We start from the raw sequence: 25,816 nt of genomic DNA on the forward strand, positions 1-25,816 counted from the left end.
GGCGGCGGGTAGGGTGCGACGGGTCCGGGCCGCCGCGGGGGCGGGGCTCGGGGACGCGCGATGCACGCAGTCCGGGCCGGGAGAGCCGCGGCCCGCAGGGGGAGGGGGACGAGTCATGTCAGGACCAGGCCGGCAGGCGGACGCCGGGGCGGGAACGGCGGGGGCCGGGCTTTCGGCGCCCCTCGATTTCGAGGCGTTCGAGGAGATGAGCCGCTCGCGGCTGCGCTTCTACGCCGAGGAGCTCACTCCCGACGCGGTGTCCGGCAATTCGAACCACTGGACGACGGCGGCGACGGGTCTGTCCGGGGTGCTCGACAGGCTGCATGCCGCGGTGTCGTCGGTGCCCGAGGCGGAGTTCCGGGGCGCGTTCCCCGAGTCGCTCCGCGACGCGCACCGCGGCTTCGCGGGCGGTGCCACCAGGCTGGGCGACGCGCTGGGCAGGCCCGCGGGCCGGCTCGACGCGGCGGCGCCCCAGCTGGGCGACGTGCGCACGCGGGTCGCGGCAGCGCCGGCCGGCGGCGGGTTGCTGCAGGGGTTCCCCTCGCGGTACTTGTTCGCGGAGCCGTCCGCCGAGCTGGCCGCGTTGATGGAGTCGCTGTATGTGCCGGCGGTGCGGCAGGCGGTGACGGTGGACCCGCTTCCCGGTCCGGATGCCCGCGAGGGTGCCGGAACTTCTGCGGCCGGTGCCGCCGGGGCGGGCGTCCGCCCGGGAGCCGGGCTTGCGGGAATCGCCGGGTCGGCCGTCGACGCCGGGGCGGGCGGCGACGGACGTCCGGCCTCCGCGCTGCCGGCCGACGACACGATCGGTCGTGAAGCCGGCCCCGCGGGGAATGTGGCCGGTGCCGGCGCGGCCGCGCCGGGGACGGAAGGAACGCTCGCGCGCCATGCGGACGGTGCCGCGGCGGACGGCGCAGTGGCGGCGGACCGGCAGGGGGTCTCCGCCGCGGACGCGGGCGGAGCCCCGTCGACGGCCGCCCCGCCCGGGCCCGGTGCAGCCGTCGACGGCGGCACGTCCGGCGGGCATTCCCGCGGTGACGCGGCCGGGCATGGGCCGCCTGCCCACCGCAGTGCCGGCTCACCGGTGGCGGCCGGCGCTCCCGTCCCCGGCGGCGTGGCGGACCGTCCCCGGGACCGCGGCGCCCACGGTCGCGGGCTCCGGGCTCCGGAGCGGGTGTGCCGGCCGGCGGTCGCGGCGGTGGCGGTTCCGGCGGCTCGGCGGTGCCCGGCGGGCCGACGCGTGGCGGGCACGTGGCGGGAAGGGCCGCAGCACCGGTCCCGGCCGCCGGGGCTGTTGCGGCGCAGGAGGCTCCGGGGGGTGGCGTCCGCAGACCGATGGGCCCGGCGATGCTGGGCGGCGCGAGCCGCGGGCGCGGGGGCGACGAGGAGGGGTATGACGCGGCCGGATTCCTCACCACCGTCGGGCACGGCGACCAGCTGATCGGCGACCTGGGCGCAGTGGTGCACCCGGTGCTCGGGTCCGCGGACGGCGCGTGAAGCGCACGCTCACCGGCGAGCAGTTCCGGTACCTGTGGCGGGAGGCCGGCGGCGACGTGGTCAAGCGGCCGCTGCAGGTTCTGGGCTCCGCGCGCACGCGCAGCGAGTCCGCATCCCGGACCGCGGAGCTCGCCGATTGGTGGCGGTCTCGGCCGGATCCCGCCCTGCTGTCGGCCGTGCGCACCCTGTGTCGTCCGGAGCTGTGGCTCGAGGCGACGGCCGTGGACGCGTGCGGGCGGCCGTCGCGCGGGCTCGTCGGCATCGCCGCTGCGTGCTCGGTGCTCGTGCTGCAGGATCCGGTGCCGGAGCCTGCCTGGCGGGTCGCGGAACCGGGCACCGGCGACGCGGGGCCGGTCTGGTCCCGGGAACGGGGAGGCGATTGCCACGTCGAGACGGGCCACGTCGCGCTGCTGGTCGCGCGGCTATGCGCGGGGCTGCCGCGGTATCCGGCCGGCGGGGGGACCGTGCTGTCGGCCGCGCTGGCCGCCGTCGCCCCCGATCCGGGCGGCGGTGCGGGCGCGCCCCTGTCCGAGCGTGCGACCACGTCCGACGCCGAGCGTATTCGTGCGCTCGGGGAGGGGCCGCGGACGTGTGAGGCGTACTTTCAGGTCACCGCGCCGGCGGGCGTCTCGGGTGAGGTCGTGCGGGCCGGACTGGCCTGGCTCGTCGGCCACGACGGCGGCCACGTCCTCGACGGGGACGGGGTCGGCCACGTCGCCGGTCCCGCGCGGGTCGGCGCGCCCGACAGGACCGTGCGGTCCCGGCCCTGCGGCACCGCCGGGGTCGAGGACGCGGTGCGTGCGCTCCTCGCGCGGGCGCAGGAGCAGCGGCCGCGGGGGTGACCGCGCTGGGCATCTCGGCGTCAGGCGGCGCCGAGTCCGGCCGCCGCACGCGCGTCGTCGACGAGGCGCGCGACGGCCACCGCGGCATCGGGCGACCAGCCGAAGGGCATCGGCGCGCCGAAGCGGACCCGCGCCGCGAACCGGGCCAGCTGATGGGTGTAGGTCGACGGGCGGGTGAACAACGCCGTCCCGCCGGTGGGGTCCGCCGGCGCCCCGTTACTGTGGACGGCCAGGTCGCCGCCGAGGTGCGGAAGCAGGATCCCCTCGGCCGTGAGCGTGCCGTCGCGCCCGGCGACGCGGAGCCGGTGCCGCGTCGACGCGGCCGCGATGGACGCGTGCACCTGCGCGTGCGCGCCGCCGGGGTAGCGCAGCGCCACGGTGACGGACTCGTCGACCGGGGCGCGGCGGCCGTCGGCGGAGCGTCCCACTGCGGCGTGCCGGGCGGACGCCGATTCCACCGTCGGCGCACCGCCGCCCGCCGCGCCCAGCAGGTGCGCGATCTGCAGCCCGTAGCAGCCGAGGTCCAGCAGCGCGCCGCCGCCGAGCCGCCGGGACCAGCGCGGATCGTCCGGGCCGGGCGACGGCATCGACAGGTCTACCCGCACCGAGGCGAGCTCCCCCAGCGCGCGTGCGCCGCCGACGGGCGGTGCGGCGAGGTCCCCGATGCGGTCCCACAGCGGATGGCACAGGTGGTGATACGCCTCGTGCACGATGAGGTCGGCAGGGTGCGCGGCGGACCGGATGCGGGCCGCCTGTTCCGCAGTTGTCGCCAGCGGCTTCTCGCACAGCACGTGCTTCCCGGCGGCGAGCGCGGCAAGGACCCAGTGCGCGTGCAGCGCCGGGGGCAGCGGGAGATAGACGACGTCGACGGCGGGGTCCGCGAGGACGTCCTCGTAGGTGGCGTGGACGCGCTCCACACCGCACAGCTCGGCGAAGAACTCCGCGCGCGCCCGGTCGCGGGATGCCACGGCCACCAGACGATGCCCCAGTGCCCGGGCGGGCAGCACCACCGCCTCGCCGGTGATCCGGGCGACACCCAGGATGCCGATGCGCAGCGGCGGTGCGGCAGGGTCGGCGGTCGCCGGCGTCACGGGGCCGGGTCGGGTTCTTCGGGGATGATGTAGGGGCGTTCCGGCTGGGGCGGGACGATCCGCCCCAGGATGAGCGTGCGGAACAGGTGCACGCACATGCTGATGAACACCGCCGCCCACGCGGCGAGCGCCACCCAGGCCTCGACCTCCGCGATCGTCTGCACCAGCGGAAGGTCGTCGACGGACTCCGAGCCGAGGAAGTGACTGGCCACCGAGTACATCCCCAGCGGGAAGATGATGCTCCACAGCGTGGCGTCGTACCGCAACGGCAGCCGGTGGACCACGTGCCGCCAGTAGCCGGCGGCGAGCAGCACCGGGATCAGCCAGGTGCCGAAGACCCAGAAGATCACCGACGTGCCGGCCGCCAGCTCCCGGATGGCCCGCACCATGGGCGCGGCGTGGTCGCCGATGAGCACCACCTTGGAGCCGGCCAGGACTGTGATGGCGGTGGCGCCCATCGAGATCCAGTAGGCGGGCACCGCGTCTTCGGGGCCCAGCGGGTAGAGCATGAGTCGCGCTGCCACCAGCAGCGCGACCCCCGCGTAGAGCACGCATCCGACGGCCCACGAGAACACGGCGAGGATGCCGAGCTCGTCCCGGAACGTGGTGACCATGGGCTCGAGCGTGGCCGCGAGCACCGCCAGGGACTGGCCGCCGACCACCCAGATGAACCACGTCCCGTTGGCGCCGGGCAGCGTGGGCCGGTGCGACGGGTGCAGCACGGCGGTCCACGGCACGATGTACCCCAGCAGGAACCAACTGACGGCGGTGATCACGAGCATCGCGATCCCGAGCCCGCGGTAGTCATCCACCAGCAGCACGGTCCCCAGCACGCCGGAGGCGGCGGTGAAGGTGAAGTAGCCGAAGCCGCGACGCGGATCCTTGAAGTCGTTGCGGATCGCGGGGCGGTGCCGGGCGATGCGGATCACGGTCAGCGCCGTCAGCAGCACCCAGGAGATGCCGCAGATCGCGGCCATCGTCTGCGCCAGCAGGTCCAGCCCGTGGATGCGGATGGCCACCGACACGATGCCCGTCGCCATGGTCAGCGCGAAGTAACCCGGGTTCAGCGTGGACACAGCGGAGTCGACCCGCCGGAGGAACGTGCGTGGCGTCAGATGCTCGGGGTCGGTGTCGGTCACGGCGCCGGCTCCGGGTCGGTCAACTCTTCGCGACAGTCAACAGGAAGGAGGAGTCCTCCACCGCTGTCACACTGTGGCGTGCCGGCGGAATCACCAGCAGGTCGCCCGTGCGACCTTCCCACGAGTCCTCGGAGGTGTCGAGCGTGATGCGCCCGGTGAGCACCTGCACCGTCGCCTCGCCCGGGCTTTCGTGCTCGGCGAGCTCGCCGCCGGCCGCGACGACCACGAGGGTCTGCCGCAGCGTTTTCTCGTGCCCGCCGAAGACGGTGGAGGACGCGACCTTCCGCTCGCTCCCCGCCGCCTTCGCCCGCAACTCGCGCGTCAGCGCCACCAGCGACATCTTGTTCATGGGCTCATTGTGTCACCCTGCGCCGCGGGACGGTGGCGTTGCGGCGCGATAGCGCGGAACGACGGCCGTCGAATACGGATGCGCCGCTCAGGCGCCCAGCAGTTGCCGCAGCACGTACTGGAGGATGCCGCCGTGGCGGTAGTACGCCGCCTCCGCGGGCGTGTCGATGCGCACCTTCGCGGTGAACTCCGTTGCGTCCGCCCGGACGGTGACGGTGCGCGGGAACTCGCCGGAATCGGCCCCCGCGATGCCGCTGATCGCGAACTCCTCCTCGCCGGTGAGCCCGAGGCTCTCGATCGACTCGCCCTCCGGGAATTCCAGGGGCAGCACGCCCATGCCGATGAGGTTGGAGCGGTGGATGCGCTCGAACGACTGCGCGATCACCGCCCGCACCCCCAGCAGGAGCGTGCCCTTGGCGGCCCAGTCGCGCGACGACCCGGAGCCGTACTCAGCACCCGCGAGCACCACCAGCGGCGTGCCGTCGGCCTGGTACTTCTCGGCCGCGTCGAAGATGCTCATCTGCTCGCCCGTGGGCAGGTAGCGGGTGACGCCGCCCTCCACCCCCGGCACCAGCTCATTGCGCAGGCGGATGTTGGCGAAGGTGCCGCGGATCATCACTTCATGGTTGCCGCGCCGGGACCCGTACGAGTTGAACGACCGCGGCTCCACGCCGTGCTCCTGCAGGTACGCGCCGGCGGGGCCGTCGCGCCGGATCGCCCCGGCGGGCGAGATGTGGTCGGTGGTGACCGAGTCGCCCAGCTTCGCGAGGACCCGGGCGCCGGCGATGTCGCGGACGGGCTCCGCCTCGCGGGACATGCCGTCGAAGTACGGGGGCCTGCGCACGTAGGTCGAGTCGTCCTTCCACTCGAACACCTCGCTCGTCGCCTCCGGCAGGCTCTTCCAGTTGTCGTCGCCGGCGTAGACGTCGGAATAGCCCTCGGTGAACATCCCGGCCTCGATGGACTCGGAGATCACCTTGTCCACCTCGGCCTCGTCGGGCCAGATGTCCGCGAGGTACACGGGCTCGCCGTCGCTGCCGATGCCGAGCGGATCGGAGGTCAGGTCGACGAGCATGCTGCCGGCGAGCGCGTACGCCACGACGAGCGGGGGGGAGGCGAGGAAATTCATCCTCGACTGCGGGTGGATGCGGCCCTCGAAGTTGCGGTTGCCGGAGAGCACCGCCGCCACGTTGAGGTCGGCCTGATCGATGGCGTCGGCGATGGGGCCCAGCAGCGGCCCCGAGTTGCCGATGCAGGTGGTGCAACCGTAGCCGACCAGGTTGAACCCCAGCTTGTCGAGATAGGGGGTCAACCCGGAGCGCTCGAAGTAGTCGGTGACCACGCGCGACCCCGGCGCCAACGTGGTCTTCACCCACGGCTTGCTGGTCAGTCCCCGTTCCACGGCCTTCTTCGCCAGCAGTGCGGCGCCGATCATCACCGAGGGATTGGAGGTGTTGGTGCACGAGGTGATCGCCGCGATGATCACGTGCCCGTTGTCGATGGTGAACTCGTCGCCGCCCGGCATCGTCACCGGCGTCGGGTCGGACGGGTAGTCCGGGGCCGGCCCGTCGATGTCGACCTCGACGGGGGGCGCCACGTTGTGGTCCTCGACGATGGCGACCGGGTCGGAGGCGGGGAACGACTCGAACGACGCCTCGTCGAGGCCCACCTCCTGCACCTCGTCGATGACCTTCGACGTCTCCTCGCCGTGCAGCAGCTGCTTGACGGCGCGCTTGGAGTGGGTCAACGGGATACGGTCCTGCGGGCGCTTGGGTCCGGCGATCGACGGGCGGATGGTGGACAGGTCCAGCTCCACCTTCGTGCTGAACTCCGGCTCGTGGTCGGGGTCGTGCCACATGCCCTGCATCTTCGCGTAGGCCTCGACGAGCGCGATCCGCCACTCGGGCCGGCCCGTCAGCCGCATGTAGTCCAGGGTGACCTGGTCGATGGGGAAGATCGAGACGGTGGAGCCGTACTCGGGGCTCATGTTGCCGAGGGTGGCGCGGTTGGCCAGGGGCACGTTGGCGACGCCGGGGCCGTAGAACTCGACGAACTTGCCCACCACCCCGGTCTTGCGCAGCAGCTCGGCGACGGTGAGGACGACATCGGTGGCGGTGGTGCCCGGCTGCAGTTCGCCGGTGAGCTTCATGCCCACCACCTGCGGGATCAGCATCGACATCGGCTGGCCCAGCATGGCCGCCTCGGCCTCGATGCCGCCGACGCCCCAGCCGACGACGCCGAGACCGTTGATCATCGGGGTGTGCGAGTCGGTCCCGACGAGGCTGTCGGGGTAGGCGGTGGTGGTGCCGTCGGCGTTCTCGCGGGTGAACACCCCGCGGCCCAGGTACTCCAGGTTGACCTGGTGGCAGATGCCGGTGTCCGGGGGGACCACGAGGAAGTCGTCGAACGCGCCCTGCCCCCAGCGCAGCAGCTGATAGCGCTCCTTGTTGCGCTCGAACTCCAGATCCGAGTTGATCCGCGCCGCGTCGACGCTGGCGAACTCGTCGGCGATCACGGAGTGGTCGATGACGAGTTCGGTGGGGATGAGCGGGTTGATCTTCTTCGGATCGCCGCCGAGGGCCGTCATCGCGTCGCGCATCGCCACCAGATCGACCACGCACGGGACGCCCGTGAAGTCCTGCATGAGCACGCGGGCGGGGGAGAACTGGATCTCCGGGTTTGCGGCGGAGGCGGGATCCCACTGTGCGAGCGCGTCGATCTGCGTCCGGGTGACCAGGTGCCCGTCCTCGTTGCGCAGCAGGTTCTCGAGCAGAACCTTGAGGCTGTAGGGCAGGCGCTCCGCCCCGGGCACCCGGTCCACCCGGAAGACCTCGTACCGTGCTCCGTCGACCTCCAGCTCGTCGCGCGCCCCGAAGCTGTCCTCGCTCATGGCAATCCACCTCTCCAGACGTACTCGTGCGCGGCCGCACGTGCCGGGAGGCACCGGTGCGCCGCCTCTGGCCTCACATTAGCCCTGCCCCGGGGCATTCGACCACGGAACAGGGACGCGGGCGCCCCGGAAGCCGCACTGCGTGGCGTGGAAAACACCGCGCGCCCCGCACAGGTACCGGTGCGGGGCGCGCGGAGAGCGTGGGCCGGCGGCGGGCCGGTCGTCAGCGGGCGAACAGCAGCGCGCGCTTGACCTCGGCGATCGCCTTGGTGACCTCGATGCCGCGGGGGCATGCCTCGGTGCAGTTGAACGTGGTGCGGCAACGCCACACGCCGTCGACGTCATTGAGGATGTCGAGCCGCTCGGCGGCGCCTTCGTCGCGGCTGTCGAAGATGAACCGGTGCGCATTGACGATGGCGGCGGGGCCGAAGTAGCTGCCCTCGTTCCAGTACACGGGGCACGAGCTGGTGCAGCACGCGCACAGGATGCACTTGGTGGTGTCGTCGAAGCGGGCGCGGTCGGCCTGCGACTGGACGCGTTCGCGGGTGGGCTCGTTGCCGGACGTGATCAGGTACGGCTTGACCGCGCGGTAGGCGTCGAAGAACGGCTCCATGTCCACGATCAGGTCCTTGAGGCATGGCAGCCCCTTGAGCGGCTCGATCGTGATCGTCACCGGTTTGCCGTCCTTGGGCAGCATGTCCTTCATCAGCAGCTTGCAGGCGAGCCTGTTGACGCCGTTGACGCGCATGGCGTCCGAGCCGCACACGCCGTGCGCGCACGAGCGGCGGAACGTCAGCGACCCGTCGAGGTACCCCTTCACGTAGAGAAGGAGGTTGAGCAGCCGGTCGGAGGGCAGCGCGGGCACCTGGAAGTTGTCCCAGTGTGCGCCCTTGCCGTCCTCGGGATTGAAGCGCGCGATCTTGAGGGTGACCATCACCGAACCCTCGGCGGGCTTCGGCAGCTCCGGGTCGCCCTGCGGCGGCGCGGTGATTACGGCGGTGTCGGCCATCAGTACTTACGCTCCATCGGCTCGTAGCGGGTCTGGACAACCGGCTTGTGGCCGAGCCGGATCCCGGAGAGCAGACCCTCGCCCTCCTTGTAGGCCATGGTGTGCCACATGTAGTTGGCGTCGTCGCGCTTGGGGTAGTCCTCGCGGGCGTGGCCGCCGCGGGTCTCCTTGCGGTTGAGCGCGCCCACCACGGTGACCTCCGCCAGCTCGAGCAGGAAGCCCAGCTCGATCGCCTCGAGGAGGTCGCTGTTGAACCGCCGGCCCTTGTCGTGCACCACGATGTGGTTATACCGCTCCTTGAGCGCGCGCACGTCCTTGAGGGCCTGCTCGAGGGTCTCCTCGGTGCGGAACACCTGCGCGTTGGCGTCCATCGTCGCCTGCAGTTCCTTGCGGATGTCCGCGACGCGCTCGTTGCCGTGGTCGGACAGGATCTGCGCGAGCCAGGCGGTGACCATCCCGGCCGGGTCCTCCGGCAGGTCGACGAAGTCGTGCGACTGCGCGTACTCGGAGGCGGCGATGCCGGCGCGGCGCCCGAACACGTTGATGTCGAGCAGCGAGTTGGTGCCCAGGCGGTTGGCGCCGTGCACCGAGACGCACGCGCATTCGCCCGCCGCGTACAGGCCGGGGACGATGTCCTCCTGGTCGTTGCGCAGCACGTTGCCCGTGATGGTGGTGGGGATGCCGCCCATCACGTAGTGGCACGTGGGGTAGACGGGCACCGGGTCGGTGACCGGGTCCACGCCCAGGTAGGTGCGCGAGAACTCGGTGATGTCCGGGAGCTTCTCATTGAGCACGTCCGCGCCGAGGTGGGTCACGTCGAGGAAGACGTAGTCCTTGTGCGGCCCGGCGCCCCGGCCCTCCATCACCTCGAGGACCATCGAGCGCGCGACGATGTCGCGCGGCGCGAGGTCCTTGATGGTGGGGGCGTAGCGCTCCATGAAGCGCTCGCCGTCGACGTTGCGGAGGATGCCGCCCTCGCCGCGCACGGCCTCGGAGATGAGGATGCCCAGCCCGGCCAGGCCCGTCGGGTGGAACTGGTGGAACTCCATGTCCTCCAGCGGCAGGCCCTTGCGGAAGATGATCCCCATGCCGTCGCCGGTCAGGGTGTGCGCGTTGGACGTGGTCTTGTACATGCGGCCCGACCCGCCGGTGGCGAACACGATGGCCTTGGCCTGGAACACGTGCAGCTCGCCGGTGGCCAGCTCGTAGGCGACGACGCCGGTGGCGACGGGGCCCTCGTCGGTGTCGGTGAGGCACACGTCGAGCGCGTAGAACTCGTTGAAGAACTCGACGTCGTGCTTGACGCAGTTCTGGTAGAGCGTCTGCAGGATCATGTGGCCGGTGCGGTCCGCGGCGTAGCAGGCGCGGCGCACCGGCGCCTTGCCGTGGTCACGGGTGTGCCCGCCGAAGCGGCGCTGGTCGATCCGCCCCTCGGGAGTGCGGTTGAACGGCAGGCCCATCTTCTCCAGGTCCATCACCGCGTCGATGGCCTCCTTGGCCATGATCTCCGCGGCGTCCTGGTCGACGAGGTAGTCGCCGCCCTTGACCGTGTCGAAGGTGTGCCACTCCCAGTTGTCCTCTTCGACGTTGGACAGCGCGGCGCACATGCCGCCCTGCGCTGCGCCGGTGTGGGAGCGGGTGGGGTACAGCTTGGTCAGCACCGCGGTGCGGGCCCGCGGTCCGGCCTCGATGGCCGCGCGCATGCCGGCGCCGCCTGCGCCGACGATGACCACGTCATAACGGTGTTGATGCAGCTCTTGCGATTCTGGCATGAAGTTTCTGCTCCCCGGAGGTCAGCTGATCTTGATGTTGGGGTCGAACGAGAAGATGACGTAGGTGCCGATCGCCATGATCAGGACCATCGCGACGACGAGGACCGTCGTCAGCCAGAACCGCGTCGAGTCCTTGCGCGCGTAGTCCGAGATCACCGTGCGCAGGCCGTTGCCGCCGTGCAGCATGGCGAGCCAGAGCATGATCAGGTCCCAGATCTGCCAGAACGGGTTGGTCCAGCGGTCCGCGACGAAGGCGAAGTTGATGCGATGCACGCCGTCGTCGACCATGAGCATGATCGACAGGTGCGTGAGCACCAGGATCAGCAGCGCGACGCCGGAGACGCGCATGAACACCCACGCGGCCATCTCGAAGCCGCCGCGGCGGGGCCGGCGGGGCGACCGGGGATTGTCGAGGCTCGCGGGGCGGTCGTAGGAACGACCCATGATGGGGGCTTCGGCGGTCATTATGAGATCCCCTTCATGATCTGCTGGATGATGCGGAAGGTGGCCGGGATCATCACGACCAGCCAGACGACTCCGACTCCCCAGAGCAGCTGACGCTGGTAGCGGCAGCCCTTGGCCCAGAAGTCGACGAGGATGATGCGGACGCCGTTGAGGCCGTGGTAGAGCACCACCGCGACGAGCGTGAGCTCCATCAGGGCGACGATCGGGTTCTGGTAGGTGCCGATCACCTCGTTGTAAGCGTCCTGACTGACGCGCACGAGGGCGGTGTCCAGCACGTGGACGAACAAGAAGAAGAAGGTGGCGACGCCGGTGATCCGGTGCAGGGCCCAGGACCACATTCCGGGATCGCCCCGGTAAAGGGATCGTGTGCGCTCTCTGGTGAGGGCGACTTCTTGCGTGCTGGTCATCGAGTGCTCTGCCTCCAACGTCTGTGGTGATTCGGCGGCCGCGAGACGTAGCAGATGCCGTGGGGACGCGGGAGTCCTACCGGCGGGGCCTCGGGGCTCGACGAGAACCTGAACCGACAGATGAACTGTAGACCCAGCGTAGTGAGGCAACGAATCCGATATACCGGCAACGCGGAGATCCGGCCATTGTCTTAGCCCAGGCTAAGCAAACTTCGTCGGGGCGTCCGGCGGTCCTGCGCCGCGCTCCGGGGCGGCGGTGGCACCATGGGTGACGTGGCCGACACGGACTGGAATGACCTGCGCACGCACGCTTTCGCGGCAATGCGGAACGCCTACGCGCCGTACTCCGGGTTCGCGGTGGGTGCGGCGGGGCTGACGGCGGACGGCCGGGTGGTCGTCGGCTGCAATGTGGAGAATGTCTCACTGGGGCTCACCGTCTGCGCCGAGAACGTACTGGTCGGTAACCTGTTCGTCTCCGGGAGCGGTCGGCTGCGCGCGGTGGCGTGCGTGGGCCCCGAGGGCGCCGCGGTCATGCCGTGCGGGCGGTGCCGGCAGGTGCTGCTGGAGCATGGCGGTCCGGAACTCGCCGTCGACGCCGGCGCGGGGCCGCCGGTGCCGCTCGGCGAGCTGCTCCCGCGCGCGTTCGGGCCCGGCGAGACGGAATCGGGGGCGGTGCGGCGATGGACCCGGTGAGCGTCATCGCGCGCAAGCGCGACGGCCACGAGCTCACGGACGCGGAGATCCGCTGGGCGGTGGGCGCGTACACGGCGGGCGGCTTCGCCGACGTGCAGATGGCCGCACTGCTGATGGCCATCGTGCTGCGGGGGATGACCGACCGGGAGACCGCGTCGCTCGAGTCGGCGATGCGGGCGAGCGGATCCACTGCGGACCTCTCCGGTCTGCGGCGCGGCGGTGTGCCCCTGCCCACGGTGGACAAGCACTCCACCGGCGGGGTGGGCGACAAGATCACGCTGCCGTTGGCGCCGCTCGTCGCGGCCTGCGGCGTCGCGGTGCCCCAGCTCTCCGGGCGCGCGCTGGGGCACACCGGCGGGACCCTCGACAAGCTCGAGGCCATCCCGGGGTGGCGGGCCGAGGTGCCCATGCCGGCGATGCGCCGCCAGCTGGAGGACGTCGGGGCCGTGGTGTGCGCCGCCGGCGCCGGGCTGGTTCCCGCGGACCGCGCGATGTACGCGCTGCGGGACATCACCGGCACCGTCGAATCGATACCGCTTATCGCAGCGTCGATCATGAGCAAGAAGCTGGCGGAGGGCGCGGATGCGCTGGTGCTCGACGTCAAAGTGGGCTCCGGCGCCTTCCTGCCCGACGCAGCATCGGCCCGCGCGCTGGCGGAGACGATGGTGCGCCTGGGCGCCGACGCGGGCGTGCGCACCACGGCGCTGCTCACCGCGATGGACACCCCGCTGGGCAGGACGGTCGGCAATGCGCTCGAGGTGGCCGAGGCGGTGGAGGTGCTCGCAGGCGGGGGCCCGCCCGACGTCGTGGAGCTGACCACGGCCCTGGCGCGGGAGATGCTCGCCGCCGCGGGCCTGGACGCGGTGGACCCGGCGGTCCGGCTGGCGGACGGCACGGCGATGGACCGGTGGCGGCGGATGATCGCCGCGCAGGGCGGCGACCCGGATGCTCCGTTGCCCGTCGCGCGGCACGTCGACACCCTGCGCGCCGAGCCCGGCGTCGCGGGGGTCGTGACCGGGCTGGACGCGCGGGCGGTGGGGGAGGCGGCCCGCATCCTCGGCGCCGGCAGGCTCGTCCCGGGCGACGCGGTGGCGGCCGGGGCCGGGATCGAGATCCATGCCCGCCCGGGCGAACCGGTGGCGGCGGGCGGGCGGCTGCTGTCGCTGCACGCCGACGCCCCGGACCGGATCGCCGCGGCGCGCGAGGCGCTCGCCGGCGCGATCGGCATCCGGCCGGGGCCCGCGGGCGGGGCGGGATGCCCCGACGACCGCGGCGGGGCCGGGCCGTTGGTGCTGGGCCGGGTGGGCTGATCCGATCACGGCGGGTCGGGCGTCCGATTCCGGCGCCGGATATGTGTGAATACGGGTATCGTCGAATGTGACCGGGATCTCACGCGCTTCGGTCGTACGGACGGGCCGGGGATCCTCATCGGTGCGCCTGCCGGGAGGTACTTCTATGACGACACACATGACTGCGCAATCGACGGCCACGCACACCGTCCCGCCTGCGGGTGCGGACGATGTGCCGGACCTGCGCGCGGACTTCGCCACGCTCCGCGCCGGCGGGCTCAATTGGCAGTCGATGCCGCTGCGCCTGTTCACCAAGGGCACCGCGCATTTCTGGGACCCGCGGACCATCGACTTCTCCCAGGACCGCGCGGACTGGGAGGCGATGACCGACGAGCAGCGCCGCAGCGCCACCTACCTGTGCTCGCAGTTCATCGCCGGCGAAGAGGCGGTGACGCAGGACCTGCAGCCGTTCATGCGCGCCATGGCCGCGGAGGGGCGCTTCGGCGACGAGATGTACTTGACGCAGTTCTGCTTCGAGGAGGCCAAGCACGCGCAGGTGTTCCGGCTGTGGATGGATGCGGTGGGGCTCGACGGCGACCTGCAGCCGTTCGTCAAGGACAACCCCGGCTATCGTCGTCTGTTCTACTACGAACTGCCGCAGTCGCTGCGGGCGCTGGAGCAGGACCCGAGCCCGGCCAACCAGATCAAAGCCAGTGTCACCTACAACCACGTGGTGGAGGGCAGCCTGGCGCTCACCGGGTACTACGCCTGGCAGAAGGTGTGCAAGGAGAACGGGATCCTGCCGGGGATGCGCGAACTCATCAGCCGCATCAGCCTGGACGAGCGTCGGCACATGGCCTGGGGCACGTTCACCTGTCGGCGGCACGTGGCCGCGGACGACAGCCTGTGGGAGCTCGTCCAGCAGCGCGTCGCCGAGCTCATGCCGTACGCGATCACGATGATCAACTGGGTCAACGAGCAGTTCGACGAGCAGCCGTTCGGGCTCGACCCGGACGAGTTCGTCACCTACGCCGCCGACCGCGCGCAGCGGCGGCTCACCGCCATCGAATCCGCCCGCGGGCGCCGCGTCGAGGAGATCGACCTGGACCACGCACCGGAGGCGCTCGAAGACCGTTTCGCGGAAGAGGACGCGGCGGTGCTGGGGTAGCCGGGTGTGCCGGGACGACGGCGCGCCGCAGTACGGTCGGGGGGTGGACACCGCAGTGAACGGCCCGGCCGCGGACCTCGACCCGTCGTGCAGTGCACCGTCGGACAGTGGTCCGGCGCGTGCCGCCGCCTTCCGCGCGGCGCCCAAGGTGCTCCTGCACGACCACCTCGACGGCGGGCTGCGCCCGCAGACGGTGCTCGAACTGGCGGACGCGCACGGCTATCGCGGGCTGCCGGCCGCGGACGGTCCGGGGCTGGCACGCTGGTTCCGCTCCGCCGCGGACAGCGGCTCGCTCGAGCGCTACCTGGAGACGTTCGCGCACACTGTCGGCGTCATGCAGCACCGTGCAGCGCTGGTGCGCGTCGCCCGCGAGTGCGCGGTGGACCTGGCGGACGACGGCGTGGTCTACGCGGAGGTCCGTTTCGCGCCGGAGCAGCACCTCGAGGGCGGGCTGAGCCTGGACGAGGTGGTGCAGGCCGTGCTCGACGGGTTCGCCGAGGGCGCCGACGTGGCCGAGCGGGGCGGGCGCGGGATCAGGATCGGCACGCTGGTCACCGCGATGCGGCACGCGGCGCGGTCACGGGAGATCGCAGAACTGGCGGTGCGGTTCCGGGACCGCGGCGTGGTGGGCTTCGACATCGCGGGGGCTGAGGCCGGCAACCCGCCGACCCGCCACCTGGACGCGTTCGAATACATGCGGCAGTCCAACGCGCACTTCACCATCCATGCCGGCGAGGCCTTCGGCCTGCCGTCGATCCACGAGGCGATCGCGTTCTGCGGCGCCGACCGCCTGGGCCACGGCGTGCGCATCACCGACGACATCACCGTGCCCGACGGCGGCATCGTCGACTGGTCCCCGGACGCGCCGCGCGGCAGCAGGCCGACGCTCGGCCGGGTGGCGAACTATGTGCGCGACAAGCGGATCCCGTTGGAGCTGTGCCCCAGCTCCAATGTGCAGACCGGCGCCGTGGCGAGCCTGGCCGAGCACCCCTTCGACCTGCTGGCGCGCCTGCGGTTCCGCGTCACGGTGAACACCGACAACCGGCTTATGAGCGACACGACGATGAGCGGCGAGATGATGAAACTCGTCGACACCTTCGGTTATGACTGGGTGGATCTGCAGCGGTTCACCATCAACGCGGCCAAGTCCGCGTTCCTCCCGTTCGATCAGCGGCTGGCGATGATCGACGACGTGATCAAGCCGGGCTACGCGGTGCTCTTCGGCTGACTGCGGACGCCCGCACAAAGGTTCGGATAGGCTACCATTCGTGCTGGTAGTGCAGCCTTTCCTTGCTGGTGGCGGGTGTGCTGCGCGCCTACGATCGGGTTCATGGAGACCATGACGGGGGAGCCGTCGCAGGCGGCGGTGGCGGGGACCCATCCGGAACCCCACGGCGGCGCGATCGCGTCGAAACTCAACTGGCTGCGGGCGGGCGTGCTCGGCGCCAACGACGGGATCGTGTCGACGGCCGGGCTCGTCGTGGGCGTGGCGGCGGCCTCGGCCTCGCGAGACACGCTTCTGACTGCGGGCGTGGCGGGACTCATCGCGGGCGCGGCGTCGATGGCGATGGGCGAGTACGTCTCGGTGAGCACCCAGCGCGACGCGGAGCGCGCGCTGCTGGCCAAGGAGCGCCAGGAGCTCGCCGACGAGCCGGAGGGCGAGCTGCGCGAGCTCGCCGCCCTCTACCGGGCGAAGGGCCTCAGCGGCGCGACGGCGCACGCGGTGGCGGTGGAGCTCACCGCGCACGACGCGCTGTCCGCGCACGCCGAGGCCGAGCTGGGAATCGACCCCGACCAGCTCGTCTCGCCCTGGCATGCGGCCGCGTCCTCGGCAGTGTCGTTCATCATGGGCGCGCTGCTGCCGCTCATCGCGATCGTCCTTCCGCCGCCGGGCCTCCGGGTTCCCGTCACCGTTCTCGCGGTGCTGGCGGCACTCGCCCTCACCGGCGCGGTGAGCGCCGCACTCGGCGGCGCCGGCAGGCTGCGCGCGACGGTGCGCGTGATGTGCGGCGGGGCCGCGGCGATGGCGGTCACCTACGCGGTGGGCGAGGTCATCGGCGCGCTGATGTGACGGCGTGACCAGGCGGCTGCGCGACGCCGCGTGCGGCCCGGGCGCGTCAGGTGTCCGGCTGGACCAGGCGGTCCTCGAAGGCGTGCTCCAGTGCGCGCCATTGGCCTGCCTCGACGGTAAACGGCGGGTGCGGCATCACGCGGAGCGGATCCGGCTCGCGGATGAACGACACGAGGGCGCCGAGCTCGGTCGAATCGTCGAGGGCCTGCTCCACCGCGTCGTCGTCGCAGTAGTCGGCGGCGTCCTCGAGCAGCTCGATCGCCAGGTCGAGCTGCTCGGAGTCGACGGCCACCGGGCCGTCGGTGATGTCCTCGACGAGCCCGGTGAGCACGTACACGTTGTCGTCGGTGATGACGATCTCGAGGTCGCCGCCGGTCGCCGACTGGGCCACAGTGGAATACGTGCTCACCCCGGCCAGGTCGTGGTCGTGATTGTCCGCCAGGTGCTGGGTCAGCGCCCGCGGCGTGGTGAACACGCGGATGTGTCCGTCGCGGCCGAGGAACACCGGGTCGTCCTGCAGATAGCAGCGCAGGGTGTAATAGGTGCCGCCGGGGACCACCACCTGGATGGGGTCGATGCCCACGGAGTCCCAGAATGCGTACTCGTCGTCCCCGTCATCATCGTCACCGCTGTCGTCGTCCCCGGAGCCGTCGGAGTCGAGCAGGTCCAGGTCGTCGTCGGTGTCGAGCTCGTCGTCGTTCTCGACATCGTTCTCGTCGGACGCCGTCAGCTCGGCCTCTGCGATCTCGAGGGCCGCGGCGTCGACATCGGGGCCGCTGATGACGTCGTCGATCGCGGCGAGGATCGAGTCCCACTCGCCGGCCAGCAGCCGTCCGATCCGGGCCCACCGCTTGCCGCCGGACCGGCCGTGGAACGGCGCGGTACCGCTGCCGAGCAGGTCCAGCTCCCCGTGTTCTTCCAGGAAGTCGGTGATGCTGTCGATGTCGCAGACGTCGCCGAGGGCGAAGACCACGCCAAGGGCGTCGTCGAGGAACCGCGTCGACGACAGGGTGGGGTCGCGCTGCGCCACCGCGGGCACCCGGGTGAGGTCGTAGCGGTCCTCGGGTTCGGGGGTGAGCTCGTCGGCCGACAGCGCCTCGACGATGTGCCAGGACGGGTGGTCGTACAGGTCATGGTCGTGGTCCGTGCGGATGAACGCGGTGAGCTCGGCGACGGAGTCGAAGCCGAAGACCTCGTCCTCCAGCCCCAGGAACGCCTGCCACTCGTCCTCGCCGTCGCGCCACCGCGGCGCCCACAGCGTGTAGACGCTGCCGGTGTGAAGGCGCAGTTCGATGGGGACGATGTCACCTGCCATGGCCGCGAGCCTATCGACACTATGCGCGTTGCGGAAAGGTTCGTGGCGTGATGGACCGCATAGGCTGCCGGTATGGACATGCTCGTGATCGATCACCCTCTCGTCGCGGCCAGGCTGGCGGCACTGCGCGACGAGCGCGCCGACAACGCGCGCTTCCGCGCGGTGCTGCGCGATCTCACGACGATGCTCGTCTACGAGGCGTGCCGCGACATCGCGGTGACGGAGATCGACGTGCGGACGCCGGTGGCGCCGACGCGCGGTGTGCGCGTGGCGAACCCGCCGCTGCTCGTGCCGGTGCTGCGCGCCGGACTGGGCATGGTGGACCAGGCGCAGGCCGTCCTTCCTGAGGCCGATCTGGGCCTGGTGGGCCTGGCGCGCGACGAGTCCACGCACAAGCCGACGGCCTATCTGGAGTCGCTGCCGGACGATCTGAGCGGGCGCCCGGTACTGGTGCTCGACCCGATGCTGGCCACGGGCGGTTCGATGGTGCACACGGTGGAGCTGCTGCGGGGCCGGGGCGCGGACGTGGTGACCGTCATCTGCGTGGTGGCCGCGCCGCAGGGCGTCGAGGCGGTGCGGGCGTGCGGCGCGGTGGACCGCCTGGTGATCGCCGCGCTGGACGAGGGCCTCGACGCCGACGCCTTCATCGTCCCCGGCCTCGGCGATGCGGGGGACCGGCAGTACGGGCCGCGCTGAGCGGGTCCTGTGCGGCGCCCGGTCAGGGGGTGAGCAGCCGGCGGGCGTCGTCGGCGACGCCGCGCAGCAGCACGTCGGCGTCGGCGCGCCGCGCGGCCAGCGCCTCCATGTCCAGTGCCCCCGGCTCTGCGGCGGGCAGGAACGCCACTTCGGCGTAGGCCTTGACCGTGGGTTCGGTGCCCGAGGGGCGGATCACCAGGCGCACCGCGGGCCCGCTCGCGTCGTCGGGCGAGGCGAGGACCAGCGCGTCGGTCCGCAGGGCGTCGTCGCGCCGGGCGAGGTCCTCGCAGTCCACGGCGACGCCGCCGAGACGGAATGGCGCGTTCCGGCGCAGTCGGCGCATCAGCCGCACGGCATCGTCGGCGGTGTCGGGCCGCACCGAGAACTGGCGCCCGGCGTGCACCCCGAACTCGCGCGCGAGCCGGTCGAGCTCGCCGGGGATGCTGCGCCCCCCGGCGCGCAGCCGGGCCGCCATGCGGCACAACGCCACCGCCGCGGAGATCCCGTCCTTGTCGGCCACGGCCTCCGGGTCCACACACATCCCGATCGCCTCCTCATACGCGTAGACGAGCCGGGCTCCGGGCACGTCGTCGGCGGCGCGCACCAGCCATTTGAAACCCGTGAGCGTCGTGCGGTACCGCGTGCCGTGCGCCGCGGCGATGCGGCCGAGCAGGGTCGACGAGACGACGGTCGTCGCGACGAGCGGTTCCGGGGCGGTGGTCGATGGCGCGGTCGACTCCGCGCCCGGTCCGGGGGTGCGCAGAATGTGCTCGCCCAGCAATGGGCCGGTCTCGTCGCCGCGCAGCATCCGCCAGCCGTCGCGGTCCGGTACTCCCAGCGCGCACCGGTCGGCGTCGGGGTCGAGCGCGATCGCCACGTCGGCGTCCACCCGCCGTGCCAGGGCCAGCAGACGGTCGGTCACCCCGGGCTCCTCGGGGTTGGGCCGCGGCGCGGTGGGGAAATCCGGGTCGGGCGCGAACTGCTCGTCCACCACGTGCACGTCGGCGAATCCCGCGCGGCGCAGCGCCTCCACAGCCGGCGCGCCGCCCACCCCGTGCACCGGGGTGAGCGCGATGCGCAGCGGACCGGCAGCGCCTGCGCCGCCGAGAACCCGGGACGCGCGTTGGAGGTAGCTCTCGACGAGTGCGGCGCACCGACGGTCCGGTTCCGCGGAACCGCGGTCCGTGTTCCCTGGCAGGGGTGTGCGCGCGATTCCGGCAGCGGGGCCGGCCGCGGCGATGGCCTCCTCGATGGCGCGGTCCGCCGGCGGCACGAGCTGCGCGCCGCCCCGCAGGTACACCTTGTAGCCGTTGTCGCCCGCCGGGTTGTGGGAGGCGGTGATCTGCACCCCCGCGGCCGCGTCGAGCGCGCGGACGGCGAAGGCGGTGACGGGCGTGGGCAGCGGCTCCGGGAAGGCCACCACGTCGAACCCGGCGGCGGCCAGCACCTCGGCGGCGGCGCGTGCGAAGACTGCGGAGCCGTGCCGGGCGTCGCACCCCACGACGACCCTCGCCCGCGATTCGCCGCGGCGGCGCAGGTACGACGCGAGCCCCGCGGTGGCGCGCAGGACCACCGCGGTGTTCATCCCCGCCGGCCCGGCGCGCAGCGGGCCACGCAGCCCGGCGGTGCCGAACGCGAGCGGCGCGGCGAACCGTGCGGCGAGCTCGGGCCCGTCCGTCGGGAGCGATCGCAGCGCGGCGCGGTCACGCGGATCCGGGTCGCCCGCAATCCATTCCGCGACCTCGTGGGCCAACGGGGCGCTCGGGTTCGACCGGTGTTCGCGGGGCGTCACAGCGTCGACACCACGTCGCGCAGCAGGCCGCCCATCCGGCCCGCGGCCGCCGCACCCGCCGCGAGCACCTCCTCGTGGTCCAACGGTTCGCCGGTGATGCCGGCGGCGGCGTTGGTCACCATCGACACGCCCAGGACCCGGGCGCCCGCGGCGCGCGCGGCGATCGCCTCGTGCACCGTGGACATGCCGACCAGGTCGGCGCCGAGGGTGCGCAGCATGCGGATCTCGGCGGGCGTCTCGTAGTGGGGCCCCGGCATGCAGGCGTACACGCCCTCGGCGAGCGTCGGGTCGACGTCGCGGCACAGCGCGCGCAGGGCGGGGTCATAGGCGTGGGTGAGGTCGACGAACCGCGGGCCGACCAGCGGCGACCGCCCTGTGAGGTTGAGGTGGTCGCTGATGAGCACCGGCTGCCCCACCGTCATGTCGCCGCGCAGTCCGCCGGCGGCATTGGTGAGCACCACCGTCCCCGCGCCCGCGGCGCACGCGGCGCGGACGGGGTGGACGACGTGGGCGAGGTCGTGGCCCTCGTAGGCGTGGGTGCGGCCGAGCATCACCAGGACACGATGCCGCCCCACCGTCGCGGAGACCACGGTGCCGGCGTGCCCCTCGGCGGTGGGCGGGACGAAGCCCGGCAGGTCCGCCATGGGTATCGGCGTGCCGGTGTCCGCGCCGCCCAGCAGGCTGTCCACGGCGGGCCGCCAGCCGGAGCCCAGCACCACCGCCACGTCGTGGCGCCGCACGCCGCTCCGCTCGGCGATGACGGCCGCGGCCTCCGCGGCGATCCGGTCCGGGCCGCCGGCACCGGCCTGCGGTGCGGGAGCGGGCGTGGGGGCGTCGGCGGGATCGTTCGGCGAAGGCATGCCCCCATTGTCGCGGTCTCGCGCCCCGCCGTGGGACGCAGGCCGCAGGCAGGCGGTCGCTACGATCGACGCATGCCGAACACTGACCAGGATCCGGGCCCGGCCGACGACGCGTCGGGCACGAAGACGCGGCCGATGCCGCTGCTGCAGCGCCGGGGCGACGTCTTCGTCCTCTGGCTGGCCGGGGCCGAAGCCCAGGACGACGACGCCCGCTTCCACCCGGACCGGCTCGCGGCGCTGCACGTCGCGCTCGACGAGGTGGAGGCCGCCGAGGGGCCCGCAGCGTTGGTCACGGCGAACACGGGAAAGTACTACAGCAACGGTCTGGACCTGGAGTACATCCTGCCGCAGATGGACCGGCTCGACGCATACCTGGACGAGGTGCACGCGCTCTACCACCGCCTGGTCGCGTTTTCCACGCCCACCGTGGCCGCGGTGCAGGGGCACGCGTTCGGCGCCGGCGCCATGCTGGCCACGGCGCACGACTTCCGTGTGATGCGCGCCGACCGCGGCTTCTACTGCCTGCCGGAGGTCACGCTGCAGATGCCGTTCACCCCGTCGATGTCGGCGCTGATGACGCGCAGGCTGCCCGCGCAGGTGGCGCTCGAGGCGATGACCACGGGCCGCCGCTACGGCGGCGGGGACGCGCTGGCCGCGGGCATCGTCGACGCCGTGGCGGACGGCTCCGCCTCGGCCGACGCGGTGCTCGACGCGGCGGTGGCGCGGGCGCAAGAGCTCGCCCCGCTGCGCGGACCCAACCTGGCCGGGATCAAGCGGGGGATCCACGCGGAGCTGCTCGAGGCGCTGGCCCGCAAGACGGTCGGCACGCGGATCGGCGGCTGACCGATGGCGGCCGGCGCGGACTGGTTCGAGGAGTGGCTGGGCGCCCATCGGGACGACCTGACGGCGTGGCGCCGCCACATCCATCGCAACCCCGAGTTGTCCCGCAAGGAGTTCCAGACCACCGACTTCGTCGTGGAGCACCTGCGCGCCTCGCGGCTGGACCCGCAGGTGCTGCCCGGCGGCACCGGGCTGGTCTGCGACATCGGCCCGGCGGACGCCGACGGCAAGCGCATCGCGCTGCGCGCGGACATGGACGCGCTGCCGATGACCGAGACGACCGGACTGCCTTTCGCGTCGCGCAACCCCGGCGCGGCGCACGCGTGCGGGCACGACGCGCACACCGCCATCCTGTTGGGCACCGGATTGGCGCTCGCCTCGGCGCCGCAGCTGCAGCAGGGGGTGCGGCTGCTGTTCCAGCCCGCCGAGGAGGTGATGCCGGGCGGGGCGCTCGACGCCATCGCCGCGGGTGCACTGGGCGGAGTCTCGCGCATCTTCGGGCTGCACTGCGACCCGCACCTGCGAGTGGGCACCGTGGGCCTGCGGGTGGGGGCGATCACCTCGGCCGCGGACATCGTCGAGGTGCGCCTGAGCTCGCCCGGCGGGCACACGTCGCGCCCGCACCTCACCGCGGACCTGGTGCACGCGATCGGCCTGCTCATCACCGGCATCCCCAACCTGGTCGGCCGGCGGGTGGACGCGCGGTCGCGCACCGTCGTCACGTGGGGCGCGGTCAACGCCGGAGCGGCGCCCAACGCCATTCCGCGCAGCGGCGTGCTGCGCGGCACCGTCCGCACCGGCGACAGGGCCACTTGGCGGCAGCTGCGCCCGCTTGTCTGCGAGCTGATCCAGGCGCTCGCGGTGCCGACGGGGGTCGAGGTGGAGATCGACTACCGCCAGGGCGTGCCGCCCGTCGTCAACGACGAGCACTCGGTGGCGGTGCTGCGGCGCGCGGTCGACGCGATCGGGCCCGACGTGGCGGTGCCCACGCCGCAGTCCAGCGGCGGCGAGGACTTCGCCTGGTATTTGGAGAAGGTGCCCGGGGCGATGGCCCGCTTGGGGGTGTGGGACGGCGGGCGCAAGGTGGACATCCACCAGCCCGACTTCGACCTGGACGAGCGCGCACTGGAGGTGGGGGTGCGCACGATGGTCAACCTGGTCGCGCCGCGGGCCAAAGTGCCCTACCAGGAGACGCTGGGGTAGCGGGGCCCTATTCGGGGCAGCCCGGGCCCACGTTGCGGCTCTCTCGGGTACGCAGCCCGCGCACGTAGTGCGCCGGCGCGCCGGCGGCCTCGGCGGCGTCCGCGATCACGCCGAGGTAGCGCGCCGACGGCAGTCCGCCCTCGAACGCGTCCATGACGTACAGCCAGGCCAGCAGCGGATCGGTGACCACGGCGGCGGGGTCGGCGTCGAGGAGGGACGGCCCGGTGGGGGCCGGGACGGCGGGGGCAGAGCCGTCGCCGGGGGCGCCCGCGCCGGGCGCGGTGCCCTCGGGGTGGATGCGCGCGCGGATCTTGCGGTGCAGTCCCAGCTCGGCGCCCTCCCAGCGGTCCAACCCTGGGGCGTCGTCCTCGGCGATGTCGTAGAGCACCACGAACACCCGGGAGGCCGGATCCTCGACCACGGTGGCCAGGGCGCCCTCCCAGCCCAGGTCGCCGCCGCAGAACGTCAGCCGCCACCCGTAGAGCCAGCCCGTGCCCGCCATCGGCGAATGCGGTGCGCGGGTGAGCATCTGCTCCGGGTGCATGTTGGACCCGTATGCGGCGTACATCGACACGTGTCCACGATAGGCGACGCGGCCGTCCGCGCGCGATGTGCACACTCTCCGATCCCGGCGGCGGACATGGGCGGGTCGGGCGGCATCACCCGTCCGGGGGAGTCGTGGCCGCGGGGTGTGCGGCGCGCCTCCGCGCGCGGCCGGGAACCGATAGCGTGGACGTGACGGCGCCGCGACCGGCCGCCCCGGCGGGCTTGATGCGCGCCACCTCGGCCCATGGGCCCACGCGGTCCACGCGACGACGCGGACCACAGCGACGAACGGAGATCGGCGAGCATGTACCGGATCGTGATCATCGGCGGCGGACCGGCCGGCTATGAGGCGGCGCTGGTGGCGGCGCAGAACGGCGCGGCGGTGACCCTCGTCGACTCCGAGGGGATCGGCGGCGCCGCGGTGCTGGCGGACTGCGTCCCGTCGAAGACGTTCATCGCGTCGACGGGCATGCGGACGACGCTGCGACGCGCCGACGAGCTGGGCGTGGACATCGACCTGGACCACGCGCACATGAACATGAAGCGCATCAACCGGCGCGTCATCGACCTTGCCCGCGCGCAGTCGGAGGACATCGCCGCGCGGCTCGAGGAGGAGGGCGTCACCGTCATCGACGGCCGCGCCCGCCTCGCCGACACCGCCGCGGGCTACGCGTCGCACCGCGTCACCGTGGAGCTGGCCGGCGGCGGCGAGCAGACGCTCACCGCCGACGTCGTCCTCATCGCCACCGGCGCCAACCCCCGGGTGCTGCCGGGTGCGCAGCCGGACGGCGAGCGCATCCTCACCTGGCGGCAGGTGTACGACCTCGAGGAGCTGCCCTCGCACCTGATCGTCATCGGCTCGGGCGTCACCGGCGCGGAGTTCGTCTCCGCCTACACCGAGCTGGGCGTCAAGGTCACGCTGGTGTCCAGCCGTGATCGCGTCCTGCCGCACGAGGACGAGGACGCCGCCCTGGTGCTGGAGGAGGCGCTGGCCGAGCGCGGCGTCAGCATCGTCGCCCACGGGCGTGCGGACCGCATCGACCGCACCGCGGACGGCATCAGCGTGGTGCTCTCGGACGGGCGCACCGTCGAGGGAAGCCACGCGTTGATGACGGTGGGTTCCGTGCCGAACACCGACGACCTGGGGCTCGACTCCGTGGGCATCGAGCTCGAACGCAGCGGGCACATCACCGTCGACCGCGTCTCCCGCACCTCCGCGCCCGGCGTGTACGCGGCGGGCGACTGCACCTCGCTGATGCCGCTCGCCTCGGTGGCCGCCATGCAGGGGCGGATCGCGATGTACCACGCGCTGGGCGAGGGGGTGACGCCCATCAAGCTCAAGACCGTGTCCGCGGCCGTGTTCACCCGCCCGGAGCTCGCCACCGTCGGCGTCAGCCAGAACGCCATCGACGCCGGGGAAGTGCCGGCCCGCACGATCATGCTGCCGCTGAGCACCAACCCGCGGGCGAAGATGATGGGCCTGCGCCGCGGCTTCGTGAAGATCTTCTGCCGGCCCGCGCAGGGCACCGTCATCGGCGGCGTCGTCGTGGCGCCCACGGCGTCCGAGCTGATCCTGCCGATCGCCATCGCGGTGCAGAACCGGCTGTCGGTGGCGTCGCTGGCGGCCACGTTCTCCGTGTACCCGTCGCTGTCCGGATCCATCACCGAGGCCGCCCGGCAGCTCATGCGGCACGACGACCTGGACTGAGCGCATGCCGACGGCCCGCCGCGCGCCGACGGGCGTCGCCGCGTGAACCACAACCTCACCTGGCAGCAGGCTGCGTGGATCGCCGGAGCGGCGGCCGCGATCGCGGCGGCGCTGTGGGCGTGGTCGGGCGCGCGGCGACGGCGCGGAGCCGAAGCGCCCGCGCGGGGGCTCGGCGCCG

General features: G+C 72.6%; 22 protein-coding genes and 2 pseudogenes. 11 read left to right on the forward strand and 13 right to left on the reverse strand.

All coding sequences use genetic code 11. From position 1 onward, the window contains the following. Positions 1-115: 115 nt before the first annotated feature. The gene (locus H4F70_RS05245; protein WP_182359270.1) at positions 116-1,438 is read left to right on the forward strand and encodes a WXG100 family type VII secretion target; all 1,323 of its coding nucleotides are present in this window, start codon (positions 116-118) and stop codon (positions 1,436-1,438) included. Positions 1,439-1,490: 52 nt separating this feature from the next. Beyond that, positions 1,491-2,336 carry an ESX secretion-associated protein EspG gene (locus H4F70_RS05250; protein ID WP_182359271.1) on the forward strand — a complete coding sequence of 282 codons (846 nt, stop codon included), beginning with the start codon at positions 1,491-1,493 and terminating at the stop codon, positions 2,334-2,336. 20 nt (positions 2,337-2,356) lie between these two features. Here H4F70_RS05250 and H4F70_RS05255 read toward each other — a convergent pair whose 3' ends face one another. From H4F70_RS05255 to sdhC, 8 genes are all read right to left on the reverse strand, one after another. Next, a complete protein-coding gene (locus tag H4F70_RS05255) occupies positions 2,357-3,427 on the reverse strand; it encodes a Gfo/Idh/MocA family protein (RefSeq protein WP_182359272.1) in 1,071 nt (356 codons plus the stop codon). After that, on the reverse strand, positions 3,424-4,566 hold the full coding sequence (locus tag H4F70_RS05260; RefSeq protein ID WP_235681349.1) for a tellurite resistance/C4-dicarboxylate transporter family protein: 1,143 nt from the start codon (positions 4,564-4,566) through the stop codon (positions 3,424-3,426). Before H4F70_RS05260 ends, H4F70_RS05255 begins: the two co-directional genes overlap by 4 nt. 19 nt (positions 4,567-4,585) lie before the next feature. After that, on the reverse strand, positions 4,586-4,915 hold the full coding sequence (locus H4F70_RS05265) for a cupin domain-containing protein (protein ID WP_182346093.1): 330 nt from the start codon (positions 4,913-4,915) through the stop codon (positions 4,586-4,588). Positions 4,916-5,002: 87 nt separating this feature from the next. Beyond that, entirely contained in the window at positions 5,003-7,804 is a 2,802-nt protein-coding gene (gene acnA / locus H4F70_RS05270) for an aconitate hydratase (RefSeq protein WP_182359273.1), read from the reverse strand. Between the two features lie 223 nt (positions 7,805-8,027). Continuing rightward, positions 8,028-8,738 carry a succinate dehydrogenase iron-sulfur subunit gene (locus H4F70_RS05275; protein ID WP_235681493.1) on the reverse strand — a complete coding sequence of 237 codons (711 nt, stop codon included), beginning with the start codon at positions 8,736-8,738 and terminating at the stop codon, positions 8,028-8,030. Between the two features lie 74 nt (positions 8,739-8,812). Then, a complete protein-coding gene (gene sdhA / locus H4F70_RS05280) occupies positions 8,813-10,585 on the reverse strand; it encodes a succinate dehydrogenase flavoprotein subunit (protein WP_182359275.1) in 1,773 nt (590 codons plus the stop codon). Between the two features lie 21 nt (positions 10,586-10,606). After that, positions 10,607-11,050: a succinate dehydrogenase hydrophobic membrane anchor subunit gene (locus tag H4F70_RS05285; protein ID WP_182359276.1), complete on the reverse strand. Its 444-nt coding sequence runs from the start codon at positions 11,048-11,050 to the stop codon at positions 10,607-10,609. Then, positions 11,050-11,457: a succinate dehydrogenase, cytochrome b556 subunit gene (sdhC, locus tag H4F70_RS05290; protein WP_182346089.1), complete on the reverse strand. Its 408-nt coding sequence runs from the start codon at positions 11,455-11,457 to the stop codon at positions 11,050-11,052. Before sdhC ends, H4F70_RS05285 begins: the two co-directional genes overlap by 1 nt. A 273-nt stretch (positions 11,458-11,730) precedes the next feature. On the opposite strand from sdhC, the gene H4F70_RS05295 reads away from it, so the two are divergent. The 5 genes from H4F70_RS05295 to H4F70_RS05315 all read left to right on the forward strand — a co-directional run bounded on the left by H4F70_RS05295 (position 11,731) and on the right by H4F70_RS05315 (position 16,678). Further along, positions 11,731-12,150 carry a cytidine deaminase gene (locus H4F70_RS05295; RefSeq protein WP_372497559.1) on the forward strand — a complete coding sequence of 140 codons (420 nt, stop codon included), beginning with the start codon at positions 11,731-11,733 and terminating at the stop codon, positions 12,148-12,150. Beyond that, on the forward strand, positions 12,138-13,460 hold the full coding sequence (locus tag H4F70_RS05300) for a thymidine phosphorylase (protein WP_182359278.1): 1,323 nt from the start codon (positions 12,138-12,140) through the stop codon (positions 13,458-13,460). The genes H4F70_RS05295 and H4F70_RS05300 overlap by 13 nt, the downstream gene beginning before the upstream one ends. 157 nt (positions 13,461-13,617) lie before the next feature. After that, a complete protein-coding gene (locus H4F70_RS05305; RefSeq protein WP_182359279.1) occupies positions 13,618-14,607 on the forward strand; it encodes a R2-like ligand-binding oxidase in 990 nt (329 codons plus the stop codon). A 43-nt stretch (positions 14,608-14,650) separates the two neighbouring features. Beyond that, positions 14,651-15,835, forward strand: coding sequence for an adenosine deaminase (locus H4F70_RS05310; protein ID WP_268968354.1), 1,185 nt, complete (start codon positions 14,651-14,653; stop codon positions 15,833-15,835). Between the two features lie 102 nt (positions 15,836-15,937). Beyond that, entirely contained in the window at positions 15,938-16,678 is a 741-nt protein-coding gene (locus H4F70_RS05315) for a VIT1/CCC1 transporter family protein (protein ID WP_276520727.1), read from the forward strand. 46 nt (positions 16,679-16,724) lie between these two features. Here the strand turns inward: H4F70_RS05315 and H4F70_RS05320 are convergent, their stop codons facing one another. Further along, positions 16,725-17,993 (reverse strand): primosomal protein, encoded by a 1,269-nt coding sequence (locus tag H4F70_RS05320; protein ID WP_182359280.1) that lies wholly within the window; start codon positions 17,991-17,993, stop codon positions 16,725-16,727. Positions 17,994-18,065: 72 nt separating this feature from the next. On the opposite strand from H4F70_RS05320, the gene upp reads away from it, so the two are divergent. Then, a complete protein-coding gene (upp, locus tag H4F70_RS05325; protein ID WP_182359281.1) occupies positions 18,066-18,689 on the forward strand; it encodes a uracil phosphoribosyltransferase in 624 nt (207 codons plus the stop codon). Between the two features lie 22 nt (positions 18,690-18,711). Here the strand turns inward: upp and H4F70_RS05330 are convergent, their stop codons facing one another. Beyond that, positions 18,712-20,442 carry a phospho-sugar mutase gene (locus H4F70_RS05330; RefSeq protein ID WP_182360198.1) on the reverse strand — a complete coding sequence of 577 codons (1,731 nt, stop codon included), beginning with the start codon at positions 20,440-20,442 and terminating at the stop codon, positions 18,712-18,714. A 35-nt stretch (positions 20,443-20,477) separates the two neighbouring features. After that, entirely contained in the window at positions 20,478-21,341 is an 864-nt protein-coding gene (locus tag H4F70_RS05335; RefSeq protein ID WP_182359282.1) for a purine-nucleoside phosphorylase, read from the reverse strand. 135 nt (positions 21,342-21,476) lie between these two features. On the opposite strand from H4F70_RS05335, the gene H4F70_RS05340 reads away from it, so the two are divergent. Beyond that, a complete protein-coding gene (locus tag H4F70_RS05340; protein ID WP_182346217.1) occupies positions 21,477-22,184 on the forward strand; it encodes an enoyl-CoA hydratase-related protein in 708 nt (235 codons plus the stop codon). 3 nt (positions 22,185-22,187) lie between these two features. Beyond that, entirely contained in the window at positions 22,188-23,384 is a 1,197-nt protein-coding gene (locus tag H4F70_RS05345) for a M20 family metallopeptidase (RefSeq protein WP_182359283.1), read from the forward strand. Between the two features lie 7 nt (positions 23,385-23,391). Here the strand turns inward: H4F70_RS05345 and H4F70_RS21075 are convergent. Together H4F70_RS21075 and H4F70_RS21080 are read right to left on the reverse strand one after the other, a co-directional pair. Next, a pseudogene (locus tag H4F70_RS21075) lies at positions 23,392-23,571 on the reverse strand (gamma-glutamylcyclotransferase); the annotation flags it as partial. 108 nt (positions 23,572-23,679) lie between these two features. Further along, positions 23,680-23,958 (reverse strand): annotated as a pseudogene (locus H4F70_RS21080) (gamma-glutamylcyclotransferase family protein); the annotation flags it as partial. A gap of 276 nt (positions 23,959-24,234) precedes the next feature. Here H4F70_RS21080 and H4F70_RS05355 point away from each other — a divergent pair. Continuing rightward, positions 24,235-25,638 carry an NAD(P)H-quinone dehydrogenase gene (locus H4F70_RS05355; protein WP_182359285.1) on the forward strand — a complete coding sequence of 468 codons (1,404 nt, stop codon included), beginning with the start codon at positions 24,235-24,237 and terminating at the stop codon, positions 25,636-25,638. Positions 25,639-25,816: the final 178 nt, after the last annotated feature.

Source organism: Tomitella gaofuii (assembly GCF_014126825.1).
Lineage (GTDB): Bacteria > Actinomycetota > Actinomycetes > Mycobacteriales > Mycobacteriaceae > Tomitella > Tomitella gaofuii.